This window comes from Pseudomonas sp. N40(2020) (genome assembly GCF_014472415.1).
In the GTDB taxonomy this organism is placed as follows: Bacteria; Pseudomonadota; Gammaproteobacteria; order Pseudomonadales; family Pseudomonadaceae; genus Aquipseudomonas.
The window spans coordinates 17448-38510 of record NZ_JACSZV010000006.1 but is presented as its reverse complement, the minus strand read 5'-3'; the positions used below and the strand labels follow the sequence as shown (position 1 = coordinate 38510).

General features: G+C 61.3%; 18 protein-coding genes and 2 pseudogenes. 13 read left to right on the top strand and 7 right to left on the bottom strand.

Annotated elements, in window-relative coordinates:
* The first annotated feature begins 109 nt into the window (after positions 1-109).
* From kdpF to IAI51_RS06295, 6 genes are all read left to right on the top strand, one after another.
* On the top strand, positions 110-199 hold the full coding sequence (gene kdpF / locus IAI51_RS06320) for a K(+)-transporting ATPase subunit F (RefSeq protein ID WP_007899818.1): 90 nt from the start codon (positions 110-112) through the stop codon (positions 197-199).
* A gap of 8 nt (positions 200-207) precedes the next feature.
* Positions 208-1902 carry a potassium-transporting ATPase subunit KdpA gene (kdpA, locus tag IAI51_RS06315; protein WP_187677701.1) on the top strand — a complete coding sequence of 565 codons (1695 nt, stop codon included), beginning with the start codon at positions 208-210 and terminating at the stop codon, positions 1900-1902.
* Positions 1903-1912: 10 nt separating this feature from the next.
* Positions 1913-3970 carry a potassium-transporting ATPase subunit KdpB gene (kdpB, locus tag IAI51_RS06310; protein WP_187677700.1) on the top strand — a complete coding sequence of 686 codons (2058 nt, stop codon included), beginning with the start codon at positions 1913-1915 and terminating at the stop codon, positions 3968-3970.
* Between the two features lie 229 nt (positions 3971-4199).
* On the top strand, positions 4200-4745 hold the full coding sequence (kdpC, locus tag IAI51_RS06305) for a potassium-transporting ATPase subunit KdpC (protein WP_187677699.1): 546 nt from the start codon (positions 4200-4202) through the stop codon (positions 4743-4745).
* Positions 4746-4875: 130 nt separating this feature from the next.
* The gene (locus tag IAI51_RS06300; protein ID WP_187677698.1) at positions 4876-7527 is read left to right on the top strand and encodes a sensor histidine kinase; all 2652 of its coding nucleotides are present in this window, start codon (positions 4876-4878) and stop codon (positions 7525-7527) included.
* Between the two features lie 48 nt (positions 7528-7575).
* Positions 7576-8274: a response regulator gene (locus IAI51_RS06295; protein ID WP_187677697.1), complete on the top strand. Its 699-nt coding sequence runs from the start codon at positions 7576-7578 to the stop codon at positions 8272-8274.
* A gap of 70 nt (positions 8275-8344) precedes the next feature.
* Here IAI51_RS06295 and IAI51_RS06290 read toward each other — a convergent pair whose 3' ends face one another.
* Entirely contained in the window at positions 8345-9397 is a 1053-nt protein-coding gene (locus IAI51_RS06290) for a patatin-like phospholipase family protein (protein ID WP_187677696.1), read from the bottom strand.
* 215 nt (positions 9398-9612) lie between these two features.
* Here IAI51_RS06290 and IAI51_RS06285 point away from each other — a divergent pair, with 215 nt between their 5' ends.
* The 4 genes and pseudogenes from IAI51_RS06285 (at position 9613) to IAI51_RS06275 (ending at position 11769) form a co-directional block, all read left to right on the top strand.
* A complete protein-coding gene (locus IAI51_RS06285; RefSeq protein WP_187677695.1) occupies positions 9613-9891 on the top strand; it encodes a hypothetical protein in 279 nt (92 codons plus the stop codon).
* Between the two features lie 79 nt (positions 9892-9970).
* Positions 9971-10735, top strand: coding sequence for a CHAD domain-containing protein (locus IAI51_RS06280; RefSeq protein ID WP_187677694.1), 765 nt, complete (start codon positions 9971-9973; stop codon positions 10733-10735).
* 16 nt (positions 10736-10751) lie between these two features.
* Positions 10752-10847 (top strand): annotated as a pseudogene (locus IAI51_RS27900) (metal ABC transporter ATP-binding protein); the annotation flags it as partial.
* A 127-nt stretch (positions 10848-10974) separates the two neighbouring features.
* Complete coding sequence (locus IAI51_RS06275; protein WP_187677693.1) at positions 10975-11769, top strand: acyl-CoA thioesterase; 795 nt, start codon at positions 10975-10977, stop codon at positions 11767-11769.
* A gap of 4 nt (positions 11770-11773) precedes the next feature.
* Here the strand turns inward: IAI51_RS06275 and IAI51_RS06270 are convergent.
* The 3 genes and pseudogenes from IAI51_RS06270 to IAI51_RS06260 all read right to left on the bottom strand — a co-directional run.
* Positions 11774-11995: pseudogene (locus IAI51_RS06270) on the bottom strand (Mpo1-like protein); the annotation flags it as partial.
* Between the two features lie 183 nt (positions 11996-12178).
* Positions 12179-13660, bottom strand: a complete 1482-nt coding sequence (locus tag IAI51_RS06265) for a methyl-accepting chemotaxis protein (protein ID WP_187677692.1) — start codon at positions 13658-13660, stop codon at positions 12179-12181.
* A gap of 101 nt (positions 13661-13761) precedes the next feature.
* The gene (locus tag IAI51_RS06260) at positions 13762-14571 is read right to left on the bottom strand and encodes a TatD family hydrolase (RefSeq protein WP_187677691.1); all 810 of its coding nucleotides are present in this window, start codon (positions 14569-14571) and stop codon (positions 13762-13764) included.
* Positions 14572-14806: 235 nt separating this feature from the next.
* On the opposite strand from IAI51_RS06260, the gene IAI51_RS06255 reads away from it, so the two are divergent.
* The 3 genes from IAI51_RS06255 (at position 14807) to IAI51_RS06245 (ending at position 17328) form a co-directional block, all read left to right on the top strand.
* A complete protein-coding gene (locus tag IAI51_RS06255) occupies positions 14807-16228 on the top strand; it encodes a transglycosylase SLT domain-containing protein (protein ID WP_187677690.1) in 1422 nt (473 codons plus the stop codon).
* Between the two features lie 108 nt (positions 16229-16336).
* A complete protein-coding gene (locus IAI51_RS06250; protein WP_187677689.1) occupies positions 16337-16771 on the top strand; it encodes a DoxX family protein in 435 nt (144 codons plus the stop codon).
* 248 nt (positions 16772-17019) lie between these two features.
* The gene (locus tag IAI51_RS06245) at positions 17020-17328 is read left to right on the top strand and encodes a class I SAM-dependent methyltransferase (RefSeq protein WP_187677688.1); all 309 of its coding nucleotides are present in this window, start codon (positions 17020-17022) and stop codon (positions 17326-17328) included.
* 6 nt (positions 17329-17334) lie between these two features.
* Here IAI51_RS06245 and greB read toward each other — a convergent pair whose 3' ends face one another.
* From greB to IAI51_RS06230, 3 genes are read right to left on the bottom strand one after another with little or no spacing between them, the layout of a single operon-like run.
* Complete coding sequence (gene greB, locus IAI51_RS06240; protein WP_187677687.1) at positions 17335-17832, bottom strand: transcription elongation factor GreB; 498 nt, start codon at positions 17830-17832, stop codon at positions 17335-17337.
* A gap of 34 nt (positions 17833-17866) precedes the next feature.
* Complete coding sequence (locus IAI51_RS06235; protein ID WP_187677686.1) at positions 17867-20371, bottom strand: ABC transporter permease; 2505 nt, start codon at positions 20369-20371, stop codon at positions 17867-17869.
* Positions 20371-21054, bottom strand: a complete 684-nt coding sequence (locus tag IAI51_RS06230) for an ABC transporter ATP-binding protein (protein ID WP_187677685.1) — start codon at positions 21052-21054, stop codon at positions 20371-20373. Before IAI51_RS06230 ends, IAI51_RS06235 begins: the two co-directional genes overlap by 1 nt.
* Positions 21055-21063 lie beyond the last annotated feature (9 nt).

Here is a 21063-nt window from a genome sequence, read left to right as displayed (position 1 = left end):
CTTTACGCTTTCTTTATGCCCCGCCACACCCCTCGGTCTCGTTCCTTTACAGCCTCCTTTCCGACAATGCCTCCACACGCGGCAATACGCCGTAACACGGAGATCTTCCATGAGCGTTCTGGACGGGGTGTCACTGCTATTGGCAGTGGGGCTGTTCATTTATCTGTTGGTTGCGCTGTTGCGCGCGGATCGGAACTAGGAGCGGCTATGCACAGTTATGACTATTGGCTGATCCTCGCGTTTTTCGCGGTGGTTCTGTTGCCGGCGCCGTTCCTCGGGCGCTTCTACTACAAAGTGATGGAAGGTCAGCGCACCTGGCTGACGCCGATTCTCGGCCCGGTCGAGCGCGGTTGTTATCGCATCGCCGGTGTCGATGCGCAGGCTGAGCAGAGCTGGCAGAAGTACACGCTGGCGCTGCTGGCGTTCAACCTCGCCGGTTTCCTGCTGCTGTTCGCGATTCTGTTGTTCCAGGATCACTTGCCGCTGAACCCGCAGAACCTGCCGGGCCAGGAGTGGACCCAGGCGTTCAACACCGCGGTCAGCTTTATGACCAATACCAACTGGCAGTCCTACAGTGGTGAAGCGACCCTCAGCTACCTGAGCCAAATGGTCGGCCTCACCGTGCAGAACTTCGTCAGCGCCGCCACTGGCCTCGCCGTACTGGTTGCGCTGTGCCGTGGTATCGGTCGCAAGTCGACCAAGACCCTTGGCAACTTCTGGGTCGACATGACCCGTGCCACCCTCTACGGCCTGCTGCCGCTGTGCTTGCTGCTGGCGCTGTATCTGGTCTGGCAGGGCGTGCCGCAAACCTTCGCTCAGTATGTGAACGCGGTGACCATGCAGGGTGTTGATCAGGTGATTCCGCTCGGCCCGGCCGCCAGCCAGATTGCGATCAAGCAATTGGGCACCAACGGTGGTGGCTTCTTCGGCGTGAACTCGGCGCACCCGTTCGAGAACCCGACTGCGTGGAGCAACCTGTTCGAAGTCGCCTCGATCATCCTGATCCCGGTAGCGCTGGTGTTCACCTTCGGCCACTACGTCAAAGACTTGCGTCAGAGCCGCGCGATCATCGCCTGCATGTTGGCGCTGTTCCTGATTGGCGGCGCGACCTCTCTGTGGGCCGAATATCAACCGAATCCGACCCTGAACAACGCCGCCGTCGAACAGACCGCGCCGCTGGAAGGCAAGGAAGCGCGCTTCGGCACCACCGCCACTGTGTTGTGGTCGGTGACCACCACTGCGGCGTCGAACGGCTCGGTCAACGCCATGCATGACAGCCTCAACCCGCTCAGCGGCATGGTCGCGCTGGTCAACATGATGGTCGGCGAAGTGATCTTCGGCGGCGTCGGTGCCGGGCTCTACGGCATGTTGCTCAACGTGCTGATCGCGGTGTTCCTCGCCGGTCTGATGATTGGTCGCACACCGGAATATCTGGGTAAGAAACTCCAGGCGCGAGAAGTGCAATTGCTGGTGGTGACCCTGCTTGTGATGCCGGTTGGCGTACTGGTGCTCGGCGCAATTGCCGCGACCTTGCCAGGCCCGGCAGCGACCATCAGCAACCCCGGCCCGCATGGTTTCAGTCAGTTGCTGTACGCCTACACCTCGGCCAGCGCGAACAACGGTTCGGCGTTTGGTGGGATGAGTGCTAACACGCCGTTCCACAACCTGATGCTGGGCCTGGGCATGTTGATCGGCCGCTTCGGTTACATCCTCCCGGTTCTGGCATTGGCTGGCAGCCTGGCGATGAAGAAAACCGCACCGATCGGCCAGAACAGCTTCCCGACTCACGGCCCGCTGTTCGTGACCCTGTTGACCGTGACCATTTTGCTGGTGGGCGGCCTGACTTTCCTGCCGACTCTGGCGCTCGGCCCTATCGCCGAACATTTAAGTATGGGCTTCTAAGGAATCCATCATGAATATGCCTGCAATCAAACCCGCTGCTGCAAAAGCACCGGAACAAGCGAAAACCGCGATCTCGGCACTGTGGCGCCCGGCGCTGGTGCAAGCGTTCGTCAAGCTCGACCCACGGCAGCTCAAGCGTTCGCCGGTGATGCTGGTGGTCGAACTGACCGCGATCTTCACCACCGTGCTGTGCTTCATTCCGGACGCTGATGTGCCGACGTTCGTCGCCGCGCAAATCGCTCTGTGGCTGTGGTTCACCGTGCTGTTCGCCAACTTCGCCGAAGCCTTGGCCGAAGGTCGCGGCAAGGCCCGCGCCGACAGCCTGAAGGCTGGCAGCGAAGGCCTCAGCGCCCGCCGCAAACAGGCCAATGGCAGCTTTCAGGTCGTGCCCGCCACTAGTCTGCGCAAAGGCGATGTGGTGCGCGTCGAAGCGGGGGAGATGATCCCCGGTGACGGCGAAGTCATTGAAGGCATCGCCGCGGTCAACGAAGCGGCGATTACCGGTGAATCGGCACCGGTGATTCGCGAGTCCGGCGGCGACCGTTCTGCGGTCACGGGTAACACTCGACTGGTGTCGGACTGGCTGCTGGTGAAGATCACCGCCAACCCGGGTGAGTCGACCCTCGACCGCATGATCGCGTTGGTCGAAGGTGCCAAGCGCCAAAAGACCCCAAACGAAGTCGCGCTGGACATCCTGCTGATCGGCCTGACCCTGATCTTCCTGGTCGTGGTGGTGACTCTGCAACCGTTCGCCCGCTTCGCCAACGGCAGCCTGCCGCTGGTGTTTCTGGTGGCGCTGTTGGTCACGCTGATTCCGACCACCATTGGCGGTCTGCTCTCGGCGATCGGTATCGCCGGGATGGATCGTCTGGTGCGCCTGAACGTGATTGCCAAGTCTGGCCGTGCGGTGGAAGCGGCCGGTGACGTGCATGTGCTGTTGCTGGACAAAACCGGCACCATCACTTTCGGTAACCGTCGTTGCAGCGCGGTGTATGCCGCGCCGGGCGTCAGTGGTCGTGATCTGGCCGAGGGCGCGCTGTTCGCCTCGCTGGCGGATGAAACTGCCGAAGGCAAGTCCATCGTCGAGTACCTGCGCGGTCTGCATCCGCAGCCCGAGCCGTCGCCGGAAACCCTGACTGCCGTGCCGTTCAGCGCGGAAACCCGCTTGTCCGGTGTCGACTATCAGGGCCGCGTCTATCGCAAAGGCGCGGTGGATTCGCTGCTGAGTTTCATCGGCCAAAAACGCTCCGATCTCGCCCCGGCGTTGTCGCGAGAAATCGACAAGATCGCCCAGAGCGGTGGCACTCCGTTGCTGGTCTGCGTCGACGGCAAACTGCTCGGTGCGATCCACCTCAAGGACGTGGTGAAACCTGGCATTCGCGAGCGTTTTGCCGAACTGCGTAAGCTGGGGATTCGCACGGTAATGGTTACCGGCGACAACCCGCTGACCGCTGCCGCCATCGCCGCTGAAGCAGGCGTCGACGATGTGCTGGCTGAAGCCACCCCGGAGAAAAAACTCGCACGTATTCGTCATGAGCAGAACGACGGTCGTCTGGTCGCCATGTGCGGCGACGGCGCCAACGACGCCCCGGCACTGGCGCAGGCTGACGTCGGCATGGCGATGAACGACGGCACACAGGCCGCGCGTGAAGCAGCCAACATGGTCGATCTCGACAGCGACCCGACCAAGCTGCTCGACGTGGTGCAGATCGGCAAGGAATTGCTGGTGACTCGCGGTGCGCTGACGACCTTTTCCATCGCCAACGACGTGGCCAAATACTTCGCGATCCTGCCAGCGCTGTTCGCCTCGATTTATCCGCAACTGGGCGTGCTGAACATCATGCAGTTGACCAGTCCGCAGAGCGCGATTCTGTCGGCCATTGTGTTCAACGCTTTGATCATTGTTGTGCTGATTCCATTGGCCCTGCGCGGTGTGCGAGTGCAGGCGGCGAGTGCGGCGGCGTTGTTGCGCCGTAATCTGTTGATCTATGGCGTGGGCGGGATTCTGGTGCCGTTCGTGGGTATCAAGGCGATCGATATGTTGCTCACGGCGTTGCATCTGGTTTGAGGCTGTGAAGAGCCCCTCACCCTAACCCTCTCCCAGGGGGAGAGGGGACTGATCGAGTTGAATGTTTGAGGTACACCGACCTGAAAAATCGAGCCGAACTCAGGTTTTGAACTGAAAAAAGATCGGCTCCCTTTCCCCCTCGCTCCCCTGGGGGAGAGGGCTGGGGTGAGGGGGAAAGATTTCCCTGACACCCCGCAAAAGTTTGCCCAACGAATTCGAGGATTTTGAAATGTCCACAATGATACGTCCGGCCCTGAGCCTGCTGGTGCTGATGACCCTGGTCACCGGCGTCGCCTACCCACTGGTAGTCACTGGCGTCGCGCAAGTCGCGTTCCCCGCTCAAGCCAATGGCAGTCTGGTCCAGGACGCCGACGGCAAGGTCCGCGGCTCATCCCTGATCGCACAGGATTTCGTCGGCGATGCGTGGTTCCATCCGCGTCCTTCGGCGGGCGCATTTGCTACCGTGTCCAGCAGCGCAAGCAACCTGGCGCCAAGCAACCCGGCACTCGCCACGCGAGTGATCGACGAAGCCAACAAACTGCAAGTTCCTGGGCAAGGCCCGGTACCGTTGGCGTTGCTGACCACCTCCGGCAGCGGCCTCGATCCGCACTTGCCACCGGCGGCAATTGCCTATCAACTGGCGCGAGTTGCAGCCGCACGCAATCTGCCGGTGTCGACCGTGCAGCAGTTGCTTGATGCACATATCGAACAGCCGCTGGTAGGGCCGCCAGTGGTGAATGTGCTGGAGCTGAACATGGCACTGGAAAAACTCTGAATCGGCGGCGCGGCCATTCGCGAGCAGGCTCGCTCCCACAGCTGTACGCGTTCCAAATGTGGGAGCGAGCCTGCTCGCGAAGAGGGCCGAAAGAACACCGCATAACTATCAGGAAGAGAGAGCATCAAGCATGAGCGATTCCGGCCGCGCCGACGCGCTGTTAGCAGACCTGTCCCGCGACGGCCGTGGCCGGCTCAAGGTTTTCCTCGGTGCCGCGCCCGGCGTCGGCAAGACCTACGCCATGCTCCAGGCCGCGCACACCCAACTGCGCCAAGGCGTGAAAGTCATTGCTGGTGTCGTCGAAACCCATGGCCGTGCCGAGACCGAAGCACTGCTCGGCGGTCTGCCGCAGCAGCCGTTGGTGCGCTCGGAATACCGTGGCGTGATGCTTGAGGAAATGGACCTCGACGGCATCCTCGCCGCGAAACCAAAACTGGTGCTGGTTGATGAACTGGCCCACAGCAACGCCCCCGGCAGCCGTCACGCCAAACGTTGGCAAGATATTCAGGAACTGCTCGCCGCCGGCATCGACGTGTTCACCACGGTCAACGTCCAGCATCTGGAAAGCCTCAACGATCAAGTGCGCGGCATTACCGGCGTGCAAGTACGCGAAACCCTGCCGGACTGGGTGCTGCAAGAAGCCTACGAACTGCTGCTGATCGACCTGCCGCCGCGCGAACTGCTAGAGCGTCTGCGCGAAGGCAAGGTCTACGTGCCGGAGCAGGCACGCGCCGCCATCGATGCATTTTTCACCCAGACCAACCTCACCGCACTGCGCGAACTGGCCATGCAAACCGCGGCGGCGCAAGTCGATAACGACCTCGCCCAAGGCTATCGCCAACTCGGCCAAGCCGCGCCGGCCGTGCGCGGTCGTTTGCTGGTCGGGGTTGATGGCGATGCCCACGCCGAGCGCCTGGTGCGTCACGCCAGTCGCGTTGCCCAACGGCGCCATCTGCCGTGGAGTCTGGTACACGTCGACAACGGCACGGTGCGCGACGAGCAATCGCGTCTGCGCCTGCAAAGCGCCCAGCAACTGGCCGAACGCCTTGGCGGCGAAGTGGTGTTGCTGCGCGCCGGTGAGGTGGCAAAAACCCTGATCCAGCATGCCGCCGAACGTCGCGCGAGTCTGGTGCTGGTCGGGCAATCCCGGCCGGGTCTGCGTCGTCGCCTGTTCGGTGGCGGTCTGGCTGCACGGTTGCTGCGTCAGGCCCATGGCCTGGAAATCAACGTCCTCGACAGCGATCAAGAGCAGCATCAACCGCGCCAGCGATCCGCGCCGACGCTGGTGTGGTTCGACTATGCGCTGGCGCTGGTCGCCACGTTGTTGGCCACTGCTTTGGCGTGGGCGGTGTCGAGTGTGTTACCGCTGCCGAACATCTCGCTGGTGTTCCTCGCGGCGGTGTTGCTGGTGGCGGTGCGCAGCAGCCTCGGCCCGGCGCTGGCGTGTGCGGCGTTGTCGTTTCTGACCTACGACTTTCTGTTCATCCCGCCGAATTTTTCCTTCGCCATCCAGCGTGAAGAAGACGTGCTGACCTTGTTGTTCTTCCTGCTGATGGCGGCGCTCACTGGTAACCTCGCGGCGCGTCAGCGTCGGCAGTTGCAGGCGTTGCGCGACACCCAGGAAGAGACCACCGAACTGCTCGATCTGTCGCGCAAACTCACTGCCGCCACCGACCGCCAAGCCGTGGTCAGCGCCGCTGCGCAACACCTCAACGGCTGGAGCGATTTGCAGCTGTGCCTGCTCAACCGCGACGGGCAGGGCGGCTGGAAAGTCGAGACCGGCGGGCCGCTGGAGTTCACCGAGTCTGAACGTGCTGCCGCTGATTGGGCCTGGCAGCACGATCAACCGGCCGGCATGGGCACCGGCACCTTGCCGTTCGGGCGTTGGTGGTGGTGGCCGCTTTCCGTCGAGGACGGGCCGTTGGCCTTGCTCGGCGTCTGCGCCAAAGAAGGCCAGACCTTGAGCGGCCAGCGCCGTCGCTTGCTCACGGCGTTGAGTCAGCCGTTGGCGCAAGCGCTGGCCCGTGCGCAACTGGCGGATGATCTGGAGGCTGCGCGCCTGCACGGCGAAACCGAGCAATTACGCAGCGCCTTGCTGGCCTCGGTATCCCATGATTTGCGCACGCCGCTGACGTCGATGCGCGGCAGCATCGACAGCCTGTTGGCCTTGGGCGAAGCGATCCCGCTGGAGGATCGCCGCGAACTGCTCGAAGGCACCCGCGATGAAGCCGAGCGCCTCGACCGCTACATCCAGAACCTGCTCGACATGACTCGCCTCGGCCACGGCGCGCTGAAGCTGGCGCGGGACTGGGTGTCGCCAGCCGATATCGTTGGCAGTTCGCTCAATCGTCTGCGCGCCGTGCTGGCGCCGTTGCAGGTCAGTACCGATGTGCCGGCGGAGTTGCCGTTGCTGTTCGTGCATGCGGCGCTGATCGAGCAGGCGCTGGTCAATGTGCTGGAAAACGCCGCGCGCTTCTCACCCGTCCACGGGCGCTTGGAACTGAGCGCAGGTGCCAATGACGAAGAGATTTTCTTCTCGGTCAGCGATGAAGGCCCCGGGATTCCGGAAGACGAGCGGGCGAAGATTTTCGACATGTTCTACACCGCAGCACGGGGCGATCGCGGCGGCCAAGGCACCGGCCTCGGGCTGGCGATCTGTCAGGGCATGGTCGGCGCTCACGGCGGGCGCATCAGTGTCGCCGACGGCATCGACGGGCGCGGCACCTGCATCACCTTGCACCTGCCGTTGCAGGCGCAACCGGGGATGGACGATGAAGCCTGATTCTGACTGCGCTACTCTCTTGCCAATCTTTTCTGTTGATGTGAATTCATGAGCCAGACCGCGACCATTTTGGTCATCGACGACGAACCGCAGATCCGCAAATTCCTGCGCATCAGCCTCGCTTCACAAGGCTACAAGGTGCTGGAGGCGGGCACGGGGGCCGAAGGCCTGGCCCAGGCGGCGCTGAACAAACCGGATCTGCTGGTGCTCGACCTGGGCCTGCCGGACATGGACGGCCAGCAAGTGCTGCGCGAGTTTCGCGAGTGGGCCACGGCGCCGGTGCTGGTGCTGTCGGTGCGCGCCAGCGAAGGGCAGAAAGTCCAGGCACTCGATGGCGGTGCCAATGACTACGTGACCAAGCCGTTCGGCATTCAGGAGTTTCTTGCGCGGGTGCGTGCGTTGTTGCGTCAGGCGCCGGCGGGAGAGGCGCAACAAGCGGCGCTGAATTTCGGCCCGCTGACGGTCGATCTGGCTTATCGGCGAGTGCTGCTCGATGGCGTCGAAGTGGCGCTGACTCGCAAGGAATACGCCGTGCTGGCACAACTGGCGCGGCATCCGGGGCGGGTGATCACCCAGCAGCAATTGCTCAAGGATATCTGGGGGCCGACGCATACCGAGGACAGCCACTACTTGCGGATTGTGGTGGGGCACTTGCGTCAGAAACTGGCGGATGATCCGACCCGGCCGCGGTTTATCGTGACGGAAGCGGGGGTTGGGTATCGGCTGATTAGCGAGAACAGCCTTTAGTCTTGTGTCGACCAGACTGACGCTATCGCTGGCTTGCCAGCGATGAGGCCATATCAGTCAGCCGTGATCTTCAGGGCTCTCTGCTCTGCTCACTCTCATACCGATCCAGCGTATCCCGAGCAATCTCCCGCCCCAGCGCGATCAATTCCGGCGCTTTGTAAAACTCGAAAAACCGGCACACCCGCTTCGGCACGTTGATCAGGATGTCCGGTGGATACCCGGCAATCTTGTACTGCGCCAGCGAGGTCTGCATCACCTCGAAACTCTGGTTGATCAAGTCCAGCAAAGAGGCCGGGCCGACGTTATCGATGATGAACGAGCCGGTGGCGGATTTCGGTGCGCCTTCGCCTTCGCGTTCGGGGGCGGCGGCGGGTTGCTGGGCTTCAGGCTCGGCGCCTTCGAGCCACGGATTGATGGCCGCCGCTTCGGCCCTCAGGGCTTCCTGTTCCAGGCGCAGTAATTGTTCGGCCTGGGTGCGACGGAACGGCATCTTCGAACCGAGCGAACTGATCAGGCTGTCGAAGCGTGAACGAAAGGCTGGCGGGCGCTGGATCACCGGCAATTTGTAATGCCGCTGGTTGGTCGAGTTGAGATTGACCGCAATGATCAGATCACAGTGGCTCGACACCACTGGCACAATCGGCAGCGGGTTGAGAATGCCGCCGTCGACCAGCATCCGGTTGCCTTGCATCACTGGAGTGAAGAGGCTGGGAATCGCTGCCGAGGCGCGCATGGCCTGATGCAGGCAGCCTTCCTGAAACCAGATTTCCTGTTGATTGGTGAGGTCGGCGGCGACCGCTGTGTAGGGGATGCGCAGATCCTCAATGTTGATATCGCCAACGATCTTGCGGATCTGCCCGAAGACCTTTTCGCCCCGAATGGCGCCGAGACGGAAACTCACGTCCACCAGGCGCAGCACGTCGAGATAATCCAGGCTTTCGATCCAGTTGCGGTATTCATCGAGCTTGCCGGCGGCATAGATTCCGCCGACTACCGCGCCCATCGAACAACCGGCAATACAGGCGATGTCGTAACCGCGGCGTTCCAGTTCTTCAATGACGCCGATATGGGCGTAGCCCCGGGCACCTCCGGAACCCAGCACCAGTGCGACACGCTTTTTCATCAAACTTCCTCCCGACAAGGTTGCACAATGCACCCATCGAGCGGACGGCTCAATCGCCAAGGTCGCCCTGTGCGCCGGTGACGTCGTTTTTTCGATACTCCATGGTCTCTCGGCGCTATCCTCTTGCCACCGCAGATTCAGGCTGGGGCAAGGCACTTTTTCGCCGCCTGACCGTCTTACCTGCACGACTGTTGACCTATTTTGAGGTGTAAGTGATGAAAGCCTTGATCTGTGTGCCGTTGATGGCCCTGGCATTGGCCGGTTGCGCCGGTAAAACCGCCTACCGTGACAGCTGCGGCAGCCAGCTCGACACCGCGTGGCATGAGCTGGACCTGGCCAAGGCCGAAGGCTTTGCCGGCACTGTCAGTTATTCCAAAGCCTTGTCGTTGCTGACGGCAGCCAAGACCCAGCAGCAATTCGAAGGTTTCGAAGGGTGCGCGAGCAAGGCCGAGAAGGCGCGTTTCTACATTCGCGAATCCCGCGCCGGTCGCTAAGCTGCTGACATAGCGCAAGCGGGTTGAGGCTGCGAAGTTGCAGACTCATCTCTGAAGCCATTTGAATCAGGAGCAAGTGATGTCTGCGTTGGTTGACCGGTTGGTGGCTCATGTCCTGAGCCTGGAAGTGCGGCTGCTGGCCTGTCAGGCGCGAATGACAGCGCGCACCGATCCCGAGGCGCTGCATGATCTGCGCACCACGGTGCGGCGGCTGCGCAGTCTGTTGCGGCCGTTGCGCGGTTTGCCGGGTGTCGAGCAACTGGAAGGCGCTGCGTCGGCGGTCGGCCAACTGACTACGCCGTGGCGCGATCGCGAAGTGCTGGCGGCGTATCTGCTCCAGCACGCTCAACCCGAAGCTGCGCAAAAACGCATGGCGCAAATGGCCGAAGCCTATCCGGCGCTGGCGGCGAGTCACGAGGTGGTTTCGCTGCTGATGATCCTCGACGCCTTCCCGCGTTTCCTGCGTGCGTCCCAGCGTCAAGGTTTGCTCAAAGGGCTGGATAAGCGCATCGAAAAACGCCTCGGCAAGCAATGGCAGAAACTTGATGAGGCACTGCACGATCCAGCCCACGACCGGCATCGCCTGCGTCTGCTGATCAAGCGTGTGCGTTACGGCATCGAGGCCTATCCCGAACTGGATCGCTTGCCGAAGCCGGCGCTGGAGCGCTTGAAGTCGGCACAAGGTGCGTTGGGCGACTGGCACGATTGCTGGCAGTGGCTGGCTCGGGCTGAGCTGGAAACAGATCTGCAGCCGTGTGTCGCGACGTGGCAGGCGACCATGGTCAAGGCTGAAACCAAAGCGGATCGGGTCTTGGAAAAGCTCAGTTCCAGTTGCTTCAAATAATCTCGAATCGCCCTGAATCCCTGTGGGAGCGAGCCTGCTCGCGAAGAGGTCATGTCAGTCGACATCATTGTTGTCTGACCCACCGCATTCGCGAGCAGGCTCGCTCCCACAGTGGTTTTCATTTGGTTTGAAATGGGCGTAAGGCCTATCTGTCAGCCCATTTGACCGGAATAGACGCTGCGGCGCTTCGCAGGGCTGGTTAAGATCCTCGCATTCACTTTTCGCTTTTTGAGGTTGCCATGCGCTTTTGCGATTTGCTCGATGCCGTCCGCCGCCAACCGGAGCTGACCATTCCCGCCGAATGGGCGCAGGGCCGCGCCAGTTTCGGTGGCCTGGTCGCCGCGCTGCAATACGAAGCCATGCGCGCCAGGGTGCCGGCGGATCGCCCGGTGCGTTCGCTGGCGATCACCTTTGTCGGCCCGGTCGAGCCAGAAGTACCGGTGAGTTTTGAGGTCGATGTGTTGCGTGAAGGTAAAGCCGTCAGCCAAGTGCTGGGCCGGGCGATGCAGAACGGTCAGGTGGTGACACTGGTGCAAGGCAGCTTCGGCGCCTCGCGCCCATCAGAAGTGGCTGTGCCAGCGCTTCCTGCTCCCGAGATGAAGCCTTGGGACGATTGTCAGGAACTGCCGTATATCAAAGGTGTGACCCCGGAGTTCATGCGCCATTTGGCAATGCGCTGGAGTGTGGGCGGTCTGCCATTTACGGGCAACACGTCGCGCGATATGGGGGGTTGGGTGCGTTTGCGTGGGGACGTGAAAGAAGAGCCGGTCACTGAGTCGCACATTCTGGCACTGGTGGATGCCTGGCCGCCGTCACTGTTGCCGCACCTGAAGAAAGTCGCTGCGGGCAGCACGCTGACCTGGACCATCGAATTCGTTCAGCCGTTACGCAATGTGAGCACGCTGGACTGGTGCAAATACCGGGTTGAAACCGAGTACGCCGCCGACGGCTACGGCCATGCCGCCGCCAAGCTGTGGAGCGCAGACGGAGAACTGATCGCCATGAGTCGCCAGACTGTCACGATCTTTGCCTGAGTCAATGCTCATGCCGGCGCTGCAACCCCAGCGCCGCGACGATACCGATCACACCGATGGCCACACTGGCCAGGCTCAGGCTGAACACCCCGGACACGATCAGCAGAAACGCGACGATAAACAGCGGCACGGCAATCAGGTGCAATACCAGATTGGTCGGATGCTGGTGATTGTTCGGGTACGCGCGCCATTGCCACGCGGGAAGGTTGGGGTGACGTTTGCCCATGTTGACTACTCCTTGATCCATGTTGAACACATGGGTTGAAGAATAGGCCGGGGCGGGGAGGGCGGCGAATCAAGGTTGGCTATAGGTGTGATAGGTGTGATTGTCCAAAAAGATCGCAGCCTTCGGCAGCTCCAGGTTCGCATTCCAATGTAGGAGCTACCGAAGGCTGCGATCTTTTGATCTTCACAGTTTCAGCTGTCCAATGGCCTTGCTCAACTCCCCAGCCAACGTCGCCAGCTCATTACTGGTCGTCGCCGAATCCACCGTCTGCTGCACGGTGTTCTCGGTCACATCGCGAATACTCACCACTGCGCGATTCATTTCCTCGGCCACCTGACTCTGTTGCTCCGCCGCCACGGCAATCTGTGTGTTGCTCTCGCGCATCTGCGCCACCGCTCCGGTGATTTCCGCCAGCGCCTCACCAGCCTCCTGCGCCTGCTGCACGCAGTCGTCGGCCTTGTACGAACTCTCCTGCATGAAATCCACCGCATCGCGCGTGCCGGCCTGCAGCGCCGAGACCATGGTGGTTATCTCATCGGTCGACGTCTGCACTCGCTTGGCAAGATTGCGCACTTCATCGGCGACCACCGCAAAACCCCGGCCCATCTCGCCGGCCCGCGCGGCTTCAATGGCGGCGTTGAGTGCCAGCAGATTGGTTTGCTCGGCGATGCTGTGAATCACGTTGACCACACCGTTGATCTTCTGACTGTCTTCGGCCAGCCGTTGAATCATCTCGGCGGTCTGCTGCACGCCGCTGGACAGTCCGGCAATCGAATGCTGCACCCGCGCAACTACCTGCTGACCGCTGCCGGCCAGGCCGTCGGCGGTCTGTGATAAATCGCGCGTGGCGCCAGCGTGTTGGGCGATGTGGTAAACGGTGGCGGTCATTTCGTTGATCGCGGTGGCGGCCTGATCGGTTTCGCTTTGCTGGCCGAGCATGCCGTGACGCACTTCGTTCATGCCCTTCGCCAGGCGCGCCGCACCGATATCCAGTTGCCGTGCGGTGTTGGCGACGGTAGTCACCACTCGCTGATAACCCGCTTGCATGGCATTGAACGCATTGGCCATCTGCCCGACTTCGTCCTTGCCGGCCAGTGGCACACGGGCCGACAAGTCGCCGCTTTTCTCGACGTGCAGCATTACGTCCTTGAGCGTGTTGAGTTGGCTGAGCAGGAAGCGGATCAGCAGTTGCGAGGCGCCGAGCATCGCCAGCATCAGGATAAATACCGCCACCGCGTAATTGGCAAAACGTTCGCCGAACACTTGCGTCAGGCTTGGTCCATAAGCGATGACCGCGACTTGTTGGCCGTCGGCACGGCTGAACACTTCGGCGCCCATCAGCGGGTTATCGCCGAACAGCGGCAGGTGATTGATCTCGTTCCAGCCGTTGCTGTCGGTGATCTCCAGCAGAGGTTGGTCATTGAGGCGTGGGGCTTCGCCGCGTTTAAACGTCAGCACCTGATCAGTCTTGGGCAGCACCGCCCCGGCCGGCCACACCTTGAGCAATTGCGCCTGGGCATGCGCCGAGGCTTGTGCGGCGTGGCTGCGAGCCTGCTGTTCGAGTTGCACGGCGTACAACACCAGCAGCAGGGTGGTGACGAAGGCGACCGCATTGACCGCCCAGAATTTGTATTTCAGCGAGATATTGCTAAGCCAGGCACCCATGGAGGTTTTCTCTGATAGCGGAAACAGCATTGGCAAGGTGCCAGCATTGTGCCGCTATGCAACGAGGAAGAACTTGATATGGGTCAACAGGCAACGTAGTCCTACACTGGAAGATCGGGGAGGCCATAGAACGCGCGGGCGCACGCGGTGGTATGCGCCGCCAGATCTTCCTCGGTCTCGCCCCGATGCAACGCCACTTCGCGCAGCACTTCAGTCAGGTACGCCGGCTCATTGCGCCCGTTCTTCGGCTTCGGCCTCAGCGTGCGTGGCAGCAGATACGGCGCATCGCTTTCCAGCATCAGTCGTCCGCGTTTGATTTCCTTGACCAGCGGATGCAAATGCGTGCCCCGGCGCTCGTCGCAGATCCAGCCGGTAATACCGATGTGCAGATCAAGATCGAGGTAGCTGAACAACGCCTTTTGCTCACCCGTAAAGCAATGCACCACGGCGGCGGGCAGTTGATCGCGGAAGTCCTTTAAAATCTCCAGCAGGCGCTGACTGGCATCGCGCTCATGCAGAAACACAGGCAATTGCAACTCAACGGCCAGCGCCAGATGTTCTTCGAGGACTTTTTCCTGCTGCGGGCGCGGCGAGAAATCACGGTTGAAATCCAGTCCGCATTCACCCACCGCGACCACATTCGATTCGCTCAGCAAACTGCGCAGACGTCTGGCGCTGTCAGCGTTCCAGTCACTGGCCGAATGCGGGTGAATTCCGGCACTGGCGAACAGTCGTTGGCCGCTCTCATCCAGTTGCTGGCACAACTCCAGAGCCTGCTCGCTGCCATCGACGCTGGTGCCAGTCAGCACCAGTTGGCAGACCCCGGCGGCGTAGGCGCGGTCGAGCACGGCCTGGTGTTTGTCGGCGAAACTTGGGTTGGTCAGGTTGACGCCGATATCGATGAGTTGCATGGTTGCTACCTCGGGCCGAAGGCCGGGAAGCATACCAGAGCTGTAGATTCATAAGAAAAGCCAAGAACTACAACGGCTTATGACTGTCTGTTGAGGCCGCGAGACCGCTCGTGTTGGCGTAATGGCCATCACTGTGCCAGTCTCTCGCACTTTATCAGCGCTCAGGCGCTCTGTTTTCGTCGGTGATTTCGACCGTTCAATGGTGAATTCACCCCGCATTCTTTCCGGAGAGTGGATGATTCGTCCCTCGGTTTTGTTGCTGTTGTGTGGATCGTTGCTGCTGCCGATGACGGCGGTTGCGCGCTTGCCCGGGCCTTTGCAAGCCGTGCCGGCGGCGAAAGTGCGCGACCTGTCGGAGATTCGCAGCAGCCGGGTGTTGCGCGTGCTGGTCAACCAGAGCCGCAATAGCTCCGGCGAAGTCCAGGGCCAGGCCATCGGCGTCGAATACCATCGCCTGCGCGCCTTCGAGCAATACCTCAATGGCCACGCCCGTGACGGTCAGGAAGTCACCCTCAAGATCATTCCCAAAGCCAAGGATCAACTGCTCGGCGCCCTGCAGCGCGGCGAGGGGGATCTGGTCGCGCCTGGCGAATTACTGCAACTGCAACCGGGTTATGCGGTGGTCAGCAGTGAGCCGATTGCCAGCAATGTTCCGTTAGTGCTGGTCGGGATCAAGGGCGAGCGGCGCTACACGAAGGTTGAGCAACTTTCCGGGAAAACCCTCGCGTTGCCAACCGGCAGTGCAGCAGGGGACGCGGTCAGTCAGATCAACCAGAAACTGGCGCTGCACAAACTGGCACCGATCAACATCGAATGGGTCGATCCGACGCTCGCCGTCGAAGATGTACTGGAAATGGTCCAGGGCGGGATCTTCCACCTGACCATCGTCGAGCAACCGATTGCCGAACGCTGGGGCAAGATCCTTCCCAAGCTGCGCTTTGATCGGCAGTTGATGATCAGCGAACCCGGCGAGGAGTACTGGTTTGTGCGCCGTGATGCGTCGATGCTGCGGGCGAGCATTGATCGCTTCCTGACGGGGTACAAGAAACCTTCGAACGAAGACGCGGCGTTTCTGCGCATCTATCGCCGTCTCTATCAAGTCCATTATCCATTGGCCAAGGCCGACCGCCAGCGTCTGGAGAAGCTGCGGCCAACCCTGCAGAAACATGCCGAAGCGCAAAACATGGACTGGCTGAACCTGGCCGCACTGGCGTTCAAGGAATCGGCCCTGCAACCCAATGCCCGCAGTGGCAGCGGCCCGACCGGGCTGATGCAAATCACCCCATCCGCGGCGCAACGGGTCGGCGTGAATAACATCCAGAATCTCGATGCGAACGTGCAGGCCGGGGCCAAGTACCTGGCAATGATCCGTCGCAAGTTTTTCAGCAGTCCCAAGCTCAATGAGCGCGAACGCATGGCCTTCACGCTGGCGGCCTACAACATCGGCCCGGAGCGGGTGCAAGGCATGCGTGCCGAAGCGCGGCGGCGGGGGCTGAATCCCAATCAGTGGTTTTTCCAGGTCGAGCGCATTGCCATGGAGCAGGTGGGAATGGGCGCCGTCAGCTATGTTAATAGCGTGAACAAGTATTACTTGGCGTTCGACCGGGAGCGAGAGTCGTTGGAGCCCCGGGGACAGAAAGTTGTCTCACGCAAATGATCAAATAAATTGATTGTTATGGCGCATTATTTGCGCTTTTAACATAAAATTAACTGATTAATATAGCGGCCAACCAACACACACTTCTCGCAAAACAAGGAATACACAATGAGCACTCTGATCAACAAGGTACTGTTTACCCGCGCCGGTTACGGCCTGACCATTCTGCGCATTGCGGTCGGCGTGATCTTCGCCGCTCACGGTGCGCAGAAACTCTTCGGCATGTTCGGTGGCTACGGTCTGGCCGGCACCGCGCAGTACATGGAAAGCATCGGTCTGACCCCGGGCTATCTGATGGCCACACTGGCCGGTGGTACCGAGTTCTTCGCCGGTCTGGCCTTGATCATCGGCCTGCTGGTTCGCCCGGCGGCATTGGGTCTGACCTTCCTGTCGCTGGTGGCGATCTTCACCGTGCACATCAGCAACGGTCTGTTCATGGCCAACAACGGTTACGAGTTCGCCCTGGCACTGCTCGGTGGCAGCCTCGCGGTATTGATCGAAGGTGCCGGCAAGCTCTCGGTGGACCGCGCCATCGCCGGTTGACCGCTCTGGCTCAAGCAAAAGGCCCGCATTGTGCGGGCCTTTTTGTTGTGGCCGATTCTTGACACTGATCGGTCACGTTCTCTAGGATGTTGCTCATGCGCCGATTTAAACAGCTACTTGCGGGGCGCCAGGTGACTTCAACAGTTGCCGTCAGAAGCCGGAACAGGGCTTCGAAATACCGCTAAAGCGCTGGTTCGGTGTTGCCTCTCACCTGCCATGCAGACTTTTTGAGGCTGAGACACGACACGATGAATGCACTACGCCCTCCAGCACGTCCCGCGCCGATCACGGCACATATCACCCAGCGCAATCCAAAAATCCTCCTTGGCGGTAAACATCAGCCGACGCTGTTGCGTTATCTCGATGGCTGGCCACGGCGCAGCGGCGGTACTGCCGCGTTTCTGATCCAGTTTGTTGAAGACGGTGAGTCGCTGGCGCGTTTTGCCAGTGACAGTTTCGATCTGGCCGTGATTCAGGCGCCCAGCCAAGAAGACGCCCCGCAAATGATCAAGCAACTGATCCGCGTCGCGCGGCAGGGATTGATCACTCGTCGCTGATCCCGATTACGGATAATCGATCGCCACGATGTACACGAATTGCTCGCCGGTCGGCGTCTGCACGCGCACTTCGGCATCCAGCGCCTTGCCGATCAAGGCGCGCGCCAGAGGTGAATCGATGCTGATCAGGCCCAGCTTCAGATCCAGTTCATCCGGGCCGACGATGCGGTAGCGCGACTGCTTGCCTTCCTCGTTTTCGATGGTCACCCACGCGCCGAAGTAAATCTTGTTCGGATCGCTGGGTTTTTCGCTGACAACCTTGAGCGCTTCCAGGCGTTTGGTGAGAAAGCGCACGCGACTGTCGATTTCGCGCAGCATCTTTTTGCCGTAGGTGTACTCGGCGTTCTCCGACCGATCACCCTGCGCCGCCGCCTCGCTTACCGATTGCGTCACCTGCGGACGGCGCACATGCCACAGCTCATGGAATTCGGCGCGCATCCGCGCTTCACCTTCTGGGGTGATCAGCGCGGTGCCGGCGGTGCGGGGAGGGCGATAACGGCTCATGGCAACTTCTTGTGAGAGAGACGGCTGGAGTCTATCAACCCTCGCGCAACACTGTCAGCGGACTTGCATTGAGCGCCCTGCGCGTGCCGAACACGCCGGCGCCGCCAATCAGCGCTGCGCCAATCAGTGGCAGCACCAGCAGCCAAGGATGCGGGTGCCACGGCAGATCGAATGCGTAGCGATACAGCACCAGACTTACCACTTCCGAACCAATGGCCGCGAGCAAACCGCTGACCGCGCCAAGCAGGCCGAACTCGATGCGCCGTGCCTTGATCAGCAATTGCCGCTCCGCCCCCAGCGCACGCAAGAGCGCGCCTTGGCGAATGCGCTCATCCAGCGTCGCCTGCAATCCGGAAAACAACACGGCCATCCCCGCCGCCAAAACAAACAACAACACATATTCCACGGCCAGGGTGACCTGGGCGAGGATGCTACGCAGCTGTTCAAGCAGGGCTTCGACTTGAAGGATGGTCACAGCCGGGAAGGTGCGCGACAGTTCGACTATCTGCTGGTCGTGTCCGGGGGCCAGATAGAAGCTGGTCAGGTAGGTAGCCGGCAGATCCTTCAGTGTGCCGGGCTGGAAGATCATGAAGAAGTTCGGCTGGAAGTTGTCCCAGTTGATCTCTCGCAGGCTGGTGACCTTCGCTTCACGATTGACTCCACCGACGTTGAACACCATGTGATCGCCGAGTTTGAGTTTGAGGCTCTCGGCGACTTTGCCTTCCACCGACACGCCCGGTACTTCGTCCGACGGTTGCGAGCTCCACCATGAGCCGGCAGTCAGTTTATTGCCAGCGGGCAAGTCAGCGGCCCAAGTCAGGCTCAGATCCCGTTGAACTGCGCGATCCCCTGCCGAATCCTTACTGACGATTTGCTGTACGGGGTCGCCGTTGATGCTGATCAACCGGCCCGGCACTACCGGGTACAACGGCGCCGCTTGCGCCGAGACTTTGATCAGGTGATCCGTAAAGGCCTGTTTGTCCGCGGGCAGGATGTTCAGAGCGAAGTAGTTCGGTGCGTTTTTCGGCAATTGGTTCTGCCAGGTGTCGAGCAGTTCGCCACGCAACAGCGCGATCAATGCCATGGACAGCAGGATCAGACCGAACGCCAACGCTTGGCCGGCAGCCGCCAACGGATGGCGCAACAATTGGCCGAGGCCAAGACGCCACGGCAAGGAAGCCCGGGCCAACAGGCGGCGCAAGCTGTTCAGCAGCAACAGCAGCAATCCACCAAGAATGACTGCCGCCACGACACCGCCGCCCAGCAGGGCAAACGTCAGCAGCAGATCCAGACTCAGACGCCACATGATCAGGCCGAGCGCGCCCAATGCGGCACCGTAAACCATCCAGGTGCTCGACGGGATTGGCAGCATGTCGCGGCGCAATACTCGCAGCGGCGGCACTCGACCCAGCGCGGCAAGTGGCGGCAGGGCGAACCCTGCCAGCGCTACCAGTCCGGTGCCGATCCCGGCGATCGCTGGAAACAGACCGCCCGGTGGCACATCACTCGGCAGCAGGTCGTTCAGCAATGCAAACAAACCCAGTTGCGCCAGCCAGCCCAGCAAGGCACCGCTGAGGCTGGCGAGCAATCCGAGGACAGTCAGCTGCAAACTGAACAGCACCATGGTTTCCCGGCGTGACAAACCGAGGCAGCGCAGCAAAGCGCTGGCATCGAAGCGGCGGCTGGCGAAGCGGTTTGCCGAAAGCGCGACCGCGACCCCGGCCAACAACACCGCGACCAGACTGGCCATGTTCAGATAGCGCTCGGCTTTGCCCAGCGCCCCGCCAATCTGCCGGTTGCCATCGCGCGCATCTTGAATTCGCTGATTCGCCGCGAGTCCGGGTTTGATCAACTGCCGATAGGTTTCCAGCGCTTGCGGTTCGCCGCGCCACAGTTCGCGATAGCTCACCCGGCTGCCGGGCTGCACCACGCCGGTCGCGACGAGGTCGTCGAGGTTGATCATCACTCGGGGAGTGAGGCTATAAAAGTTGCCGGCGCGATCCGGTTCATAGGTCAGCACCCGTGTCAGCTTCAACGTCTTCATGCCGACATCGATGCTGTCGCCGATCTTCAGATCCAGCGCAGTCAGCAGACGTGCCTCGACCCAGGCTTCACCGGGTTGTGGTTCGCCGCCGGGCTCCTCAGTGGCGAATGGCGCCGGAGCGCTCTTCAGTTCGCCACGCAATGGGTAGGCGCGATCGACCGCTTTGATACTCGACAACTGAATGGCGTTGTCGGTGGCGATGACGCTGGAAAATTCCACCACTTGCGCGTGGTTCAGGCGCAACTCGGTACCGCTCCTGATCTGTTCCTCTCGGGCCGGCGAACTGCCTTCCAGAACCAGATCGGCGCCAAGAAACTCAGTGGCGCGCAACATCATCGCGCCGTTGAGGCGGGCCCCGAAATAACCGATGGCGGTACTCGCCGCCACCGCTACCACCAGAGCGAAGAACAACACCCGCAATTCTCCGGCGCGGGCATCGCGCATGAGTTGGCGAATGGCGAGACTGAACAGACGCAACAGCGGCAGGCGTGCCATCAAGGCTCCAGAGGGGCGACCAACAGCCCGGCTTCAAGACGGATCAGGCGCCGGCAGCGATGCGCCAGGCGTTCGTCGTGGGTCACCAGCACCAGAGTGGTGCCGCGTTCCTTGTTCAATTCGAACAGCAGGTCGCTGATGCGCTCGCCGGTGTGGCTGTCGAGGTTGCCGGTGGGTTCGTCGGCGAACAGCACGTCAGGCTCGGCGGCAAACGCCCGGGCAATCGCCACGCGTTGTTGCTCGCCACCGGAGAGCTGGCGCGGTGAATGCGTCAGACGCTGGCCGAGGCCAACCCGCTTAAGCAACTCGGTGGCGCGCTCGCGGGCGTCTTTGCGGCCATCGAGTTCCAGCGGCAGCATGACGTTTTCCAGCGCGTTGAGACTGTCGAGCAACTGGAACGATTGAAAAACGAAACCCACATGCTCGGCGCGGATGCGCGCGCGCTGGTCTTCATCGAGATTGCTTAACGCCTGGCCGGCGAGAATGACTTCGCCGCTGCTAGGCAAATCGAGTCCGGCGAGCAGGCCGAGGAGGGTGGATTTGCCGGAACCGGACGCGCCGACGATGGCCAGGCTGTCGCCCTTGTTCAGTTCCAGGCTGAGTTCGTGCAGGATAGTCAGTTCACCTTCCGCGCTGGGAACCACTTTGCTGAGGTTCTTCGCGGTGAGAATGCTTGCGCCCATGGAGAATCC

Bases quoted from the DNA above. Each gene is read 5' to 3' on its own strand.
- greB (WP_187677687.1), bottom strand. From the start codon at position 17,832: ATGAGCCGTTATCGCCCTCCCCGCACCGCCGGCACCGCGCTGATCACC.
- IAI51_RS06255 (WP_187677690.1), top strand. From the start codon at position 14,807: ATGATTCGTCCCTCGGTTTTGTTGCTGTTGTGTGGATCGTTGCTGCTG.
- IAI51_RS06260 (WP_187677691.1), bottom strand. From the start codon at position 14,571: ATGCAACTCATCGATATCGGCGTCAACCTGACCAACCCAAGTTTCGCC.
- IAI51_RS06300 (WP_187677698.1), top strand. From the start codon at position 4,876: ATGAGCGATTCCGGCCGCGCCGACGCGCTGTTAGCAGACCTGTCCCGC.
- IAI51_RS06235 (WP_187677686.1), bottom strand. From the start codon at position 20,371: ATGGCACGCCTGCCGCTGTTGCGTCTGTTCAGTCTCGCCATTCGCCAA.
- kdpF (WP_007899818.1), top strand. From the start codon at position 110: ATGAGCGTTCTGGACGGGGTGTCACTGCTATTGGCAGTGGGGCTGTTC.
- IAI51_RS06265 (WP_187677692.1), bottom strand. From the start codon at position 13,660: ATGGGTGCCTGGCTTAGCAATATCTCGCTGAAATACAAATTCTGGGCG.
- IAI51_RS06295 (WP_187677697.1), top strand. From the start codon at position 7,576: ATGAGCCAGACCGCGACCATTTTGGTCATCGACGACGAACCGCAGATC.
- IAI51_RS06280 (WP_187677694.1), top strand. From the start codon at position 9,971: ATGTCTGCGTTGGTTGACCGGTTGGTGGCTCATGTCCTGAGCCTGGAA.
- IAI51_RS06285 (WP_187677695.1), top strand. From the start codon at position 9,613: ATGAAAGCCTTGATCTGTGTGCCGTTGATGGCCCTGGCATTGGCCGGT.
- IAI51_RS06250 (WP_187677689.1), top strand. From the start codon at position 16,337: ATGAGCACTCTGATCAACAAGGTACTGTTTACCCGCGCCGGTTACGGC.
- kdpA (WP_187677701.1), top strand. From the start codon at position 208: ATGCACAGTTATGACTATTGGCTGATCCTCGCGTTTTTCGCGGTGGTT.
- IAI51_RS06275 (WP_187677693.1), top strand. From the start codon at position 10,975: ATGCGCTTTTGCGATTTGCTCGATGCCGTCCGCCGCCAACCGGAGCTG.
- IAI51_RS06245 (WP_187677688.1), top strand. From the start codon at position 17,020: ATGAATGCACTACGCCCTCCAGCACGTCCCGCGCCGATCACGGCACAT.
- kdpC (WP_187677699.1), top strand. From the start codon at position 4,200: ATGTCCACAATGATACGTCCGGCCCTGAGCCTGCTGGTGCTGATGACC.
- kdpB (WP_187677700.1), top strand. From the start codon at position 1,913: ATGAATATGCCTGCAATCAAACCCGCTGCTGCAAAAGCACCGGAACAA.
- IAI51_RS06290 (WP_187677696.1), bottom strand. From the start codon at position 9,397: ATGAAAAAGCGTGTCGCACTGGTGCTGGGTTCCGGAGGTGCCCGGGGC.
- IAI51_RS06230 (WP_187677685.1), bottom strand. From the start codon at position 21,054: ATGGGCGCAAGCATTCTCACCGCGAAGAACCTCAGCAAAGTGGTTCCC.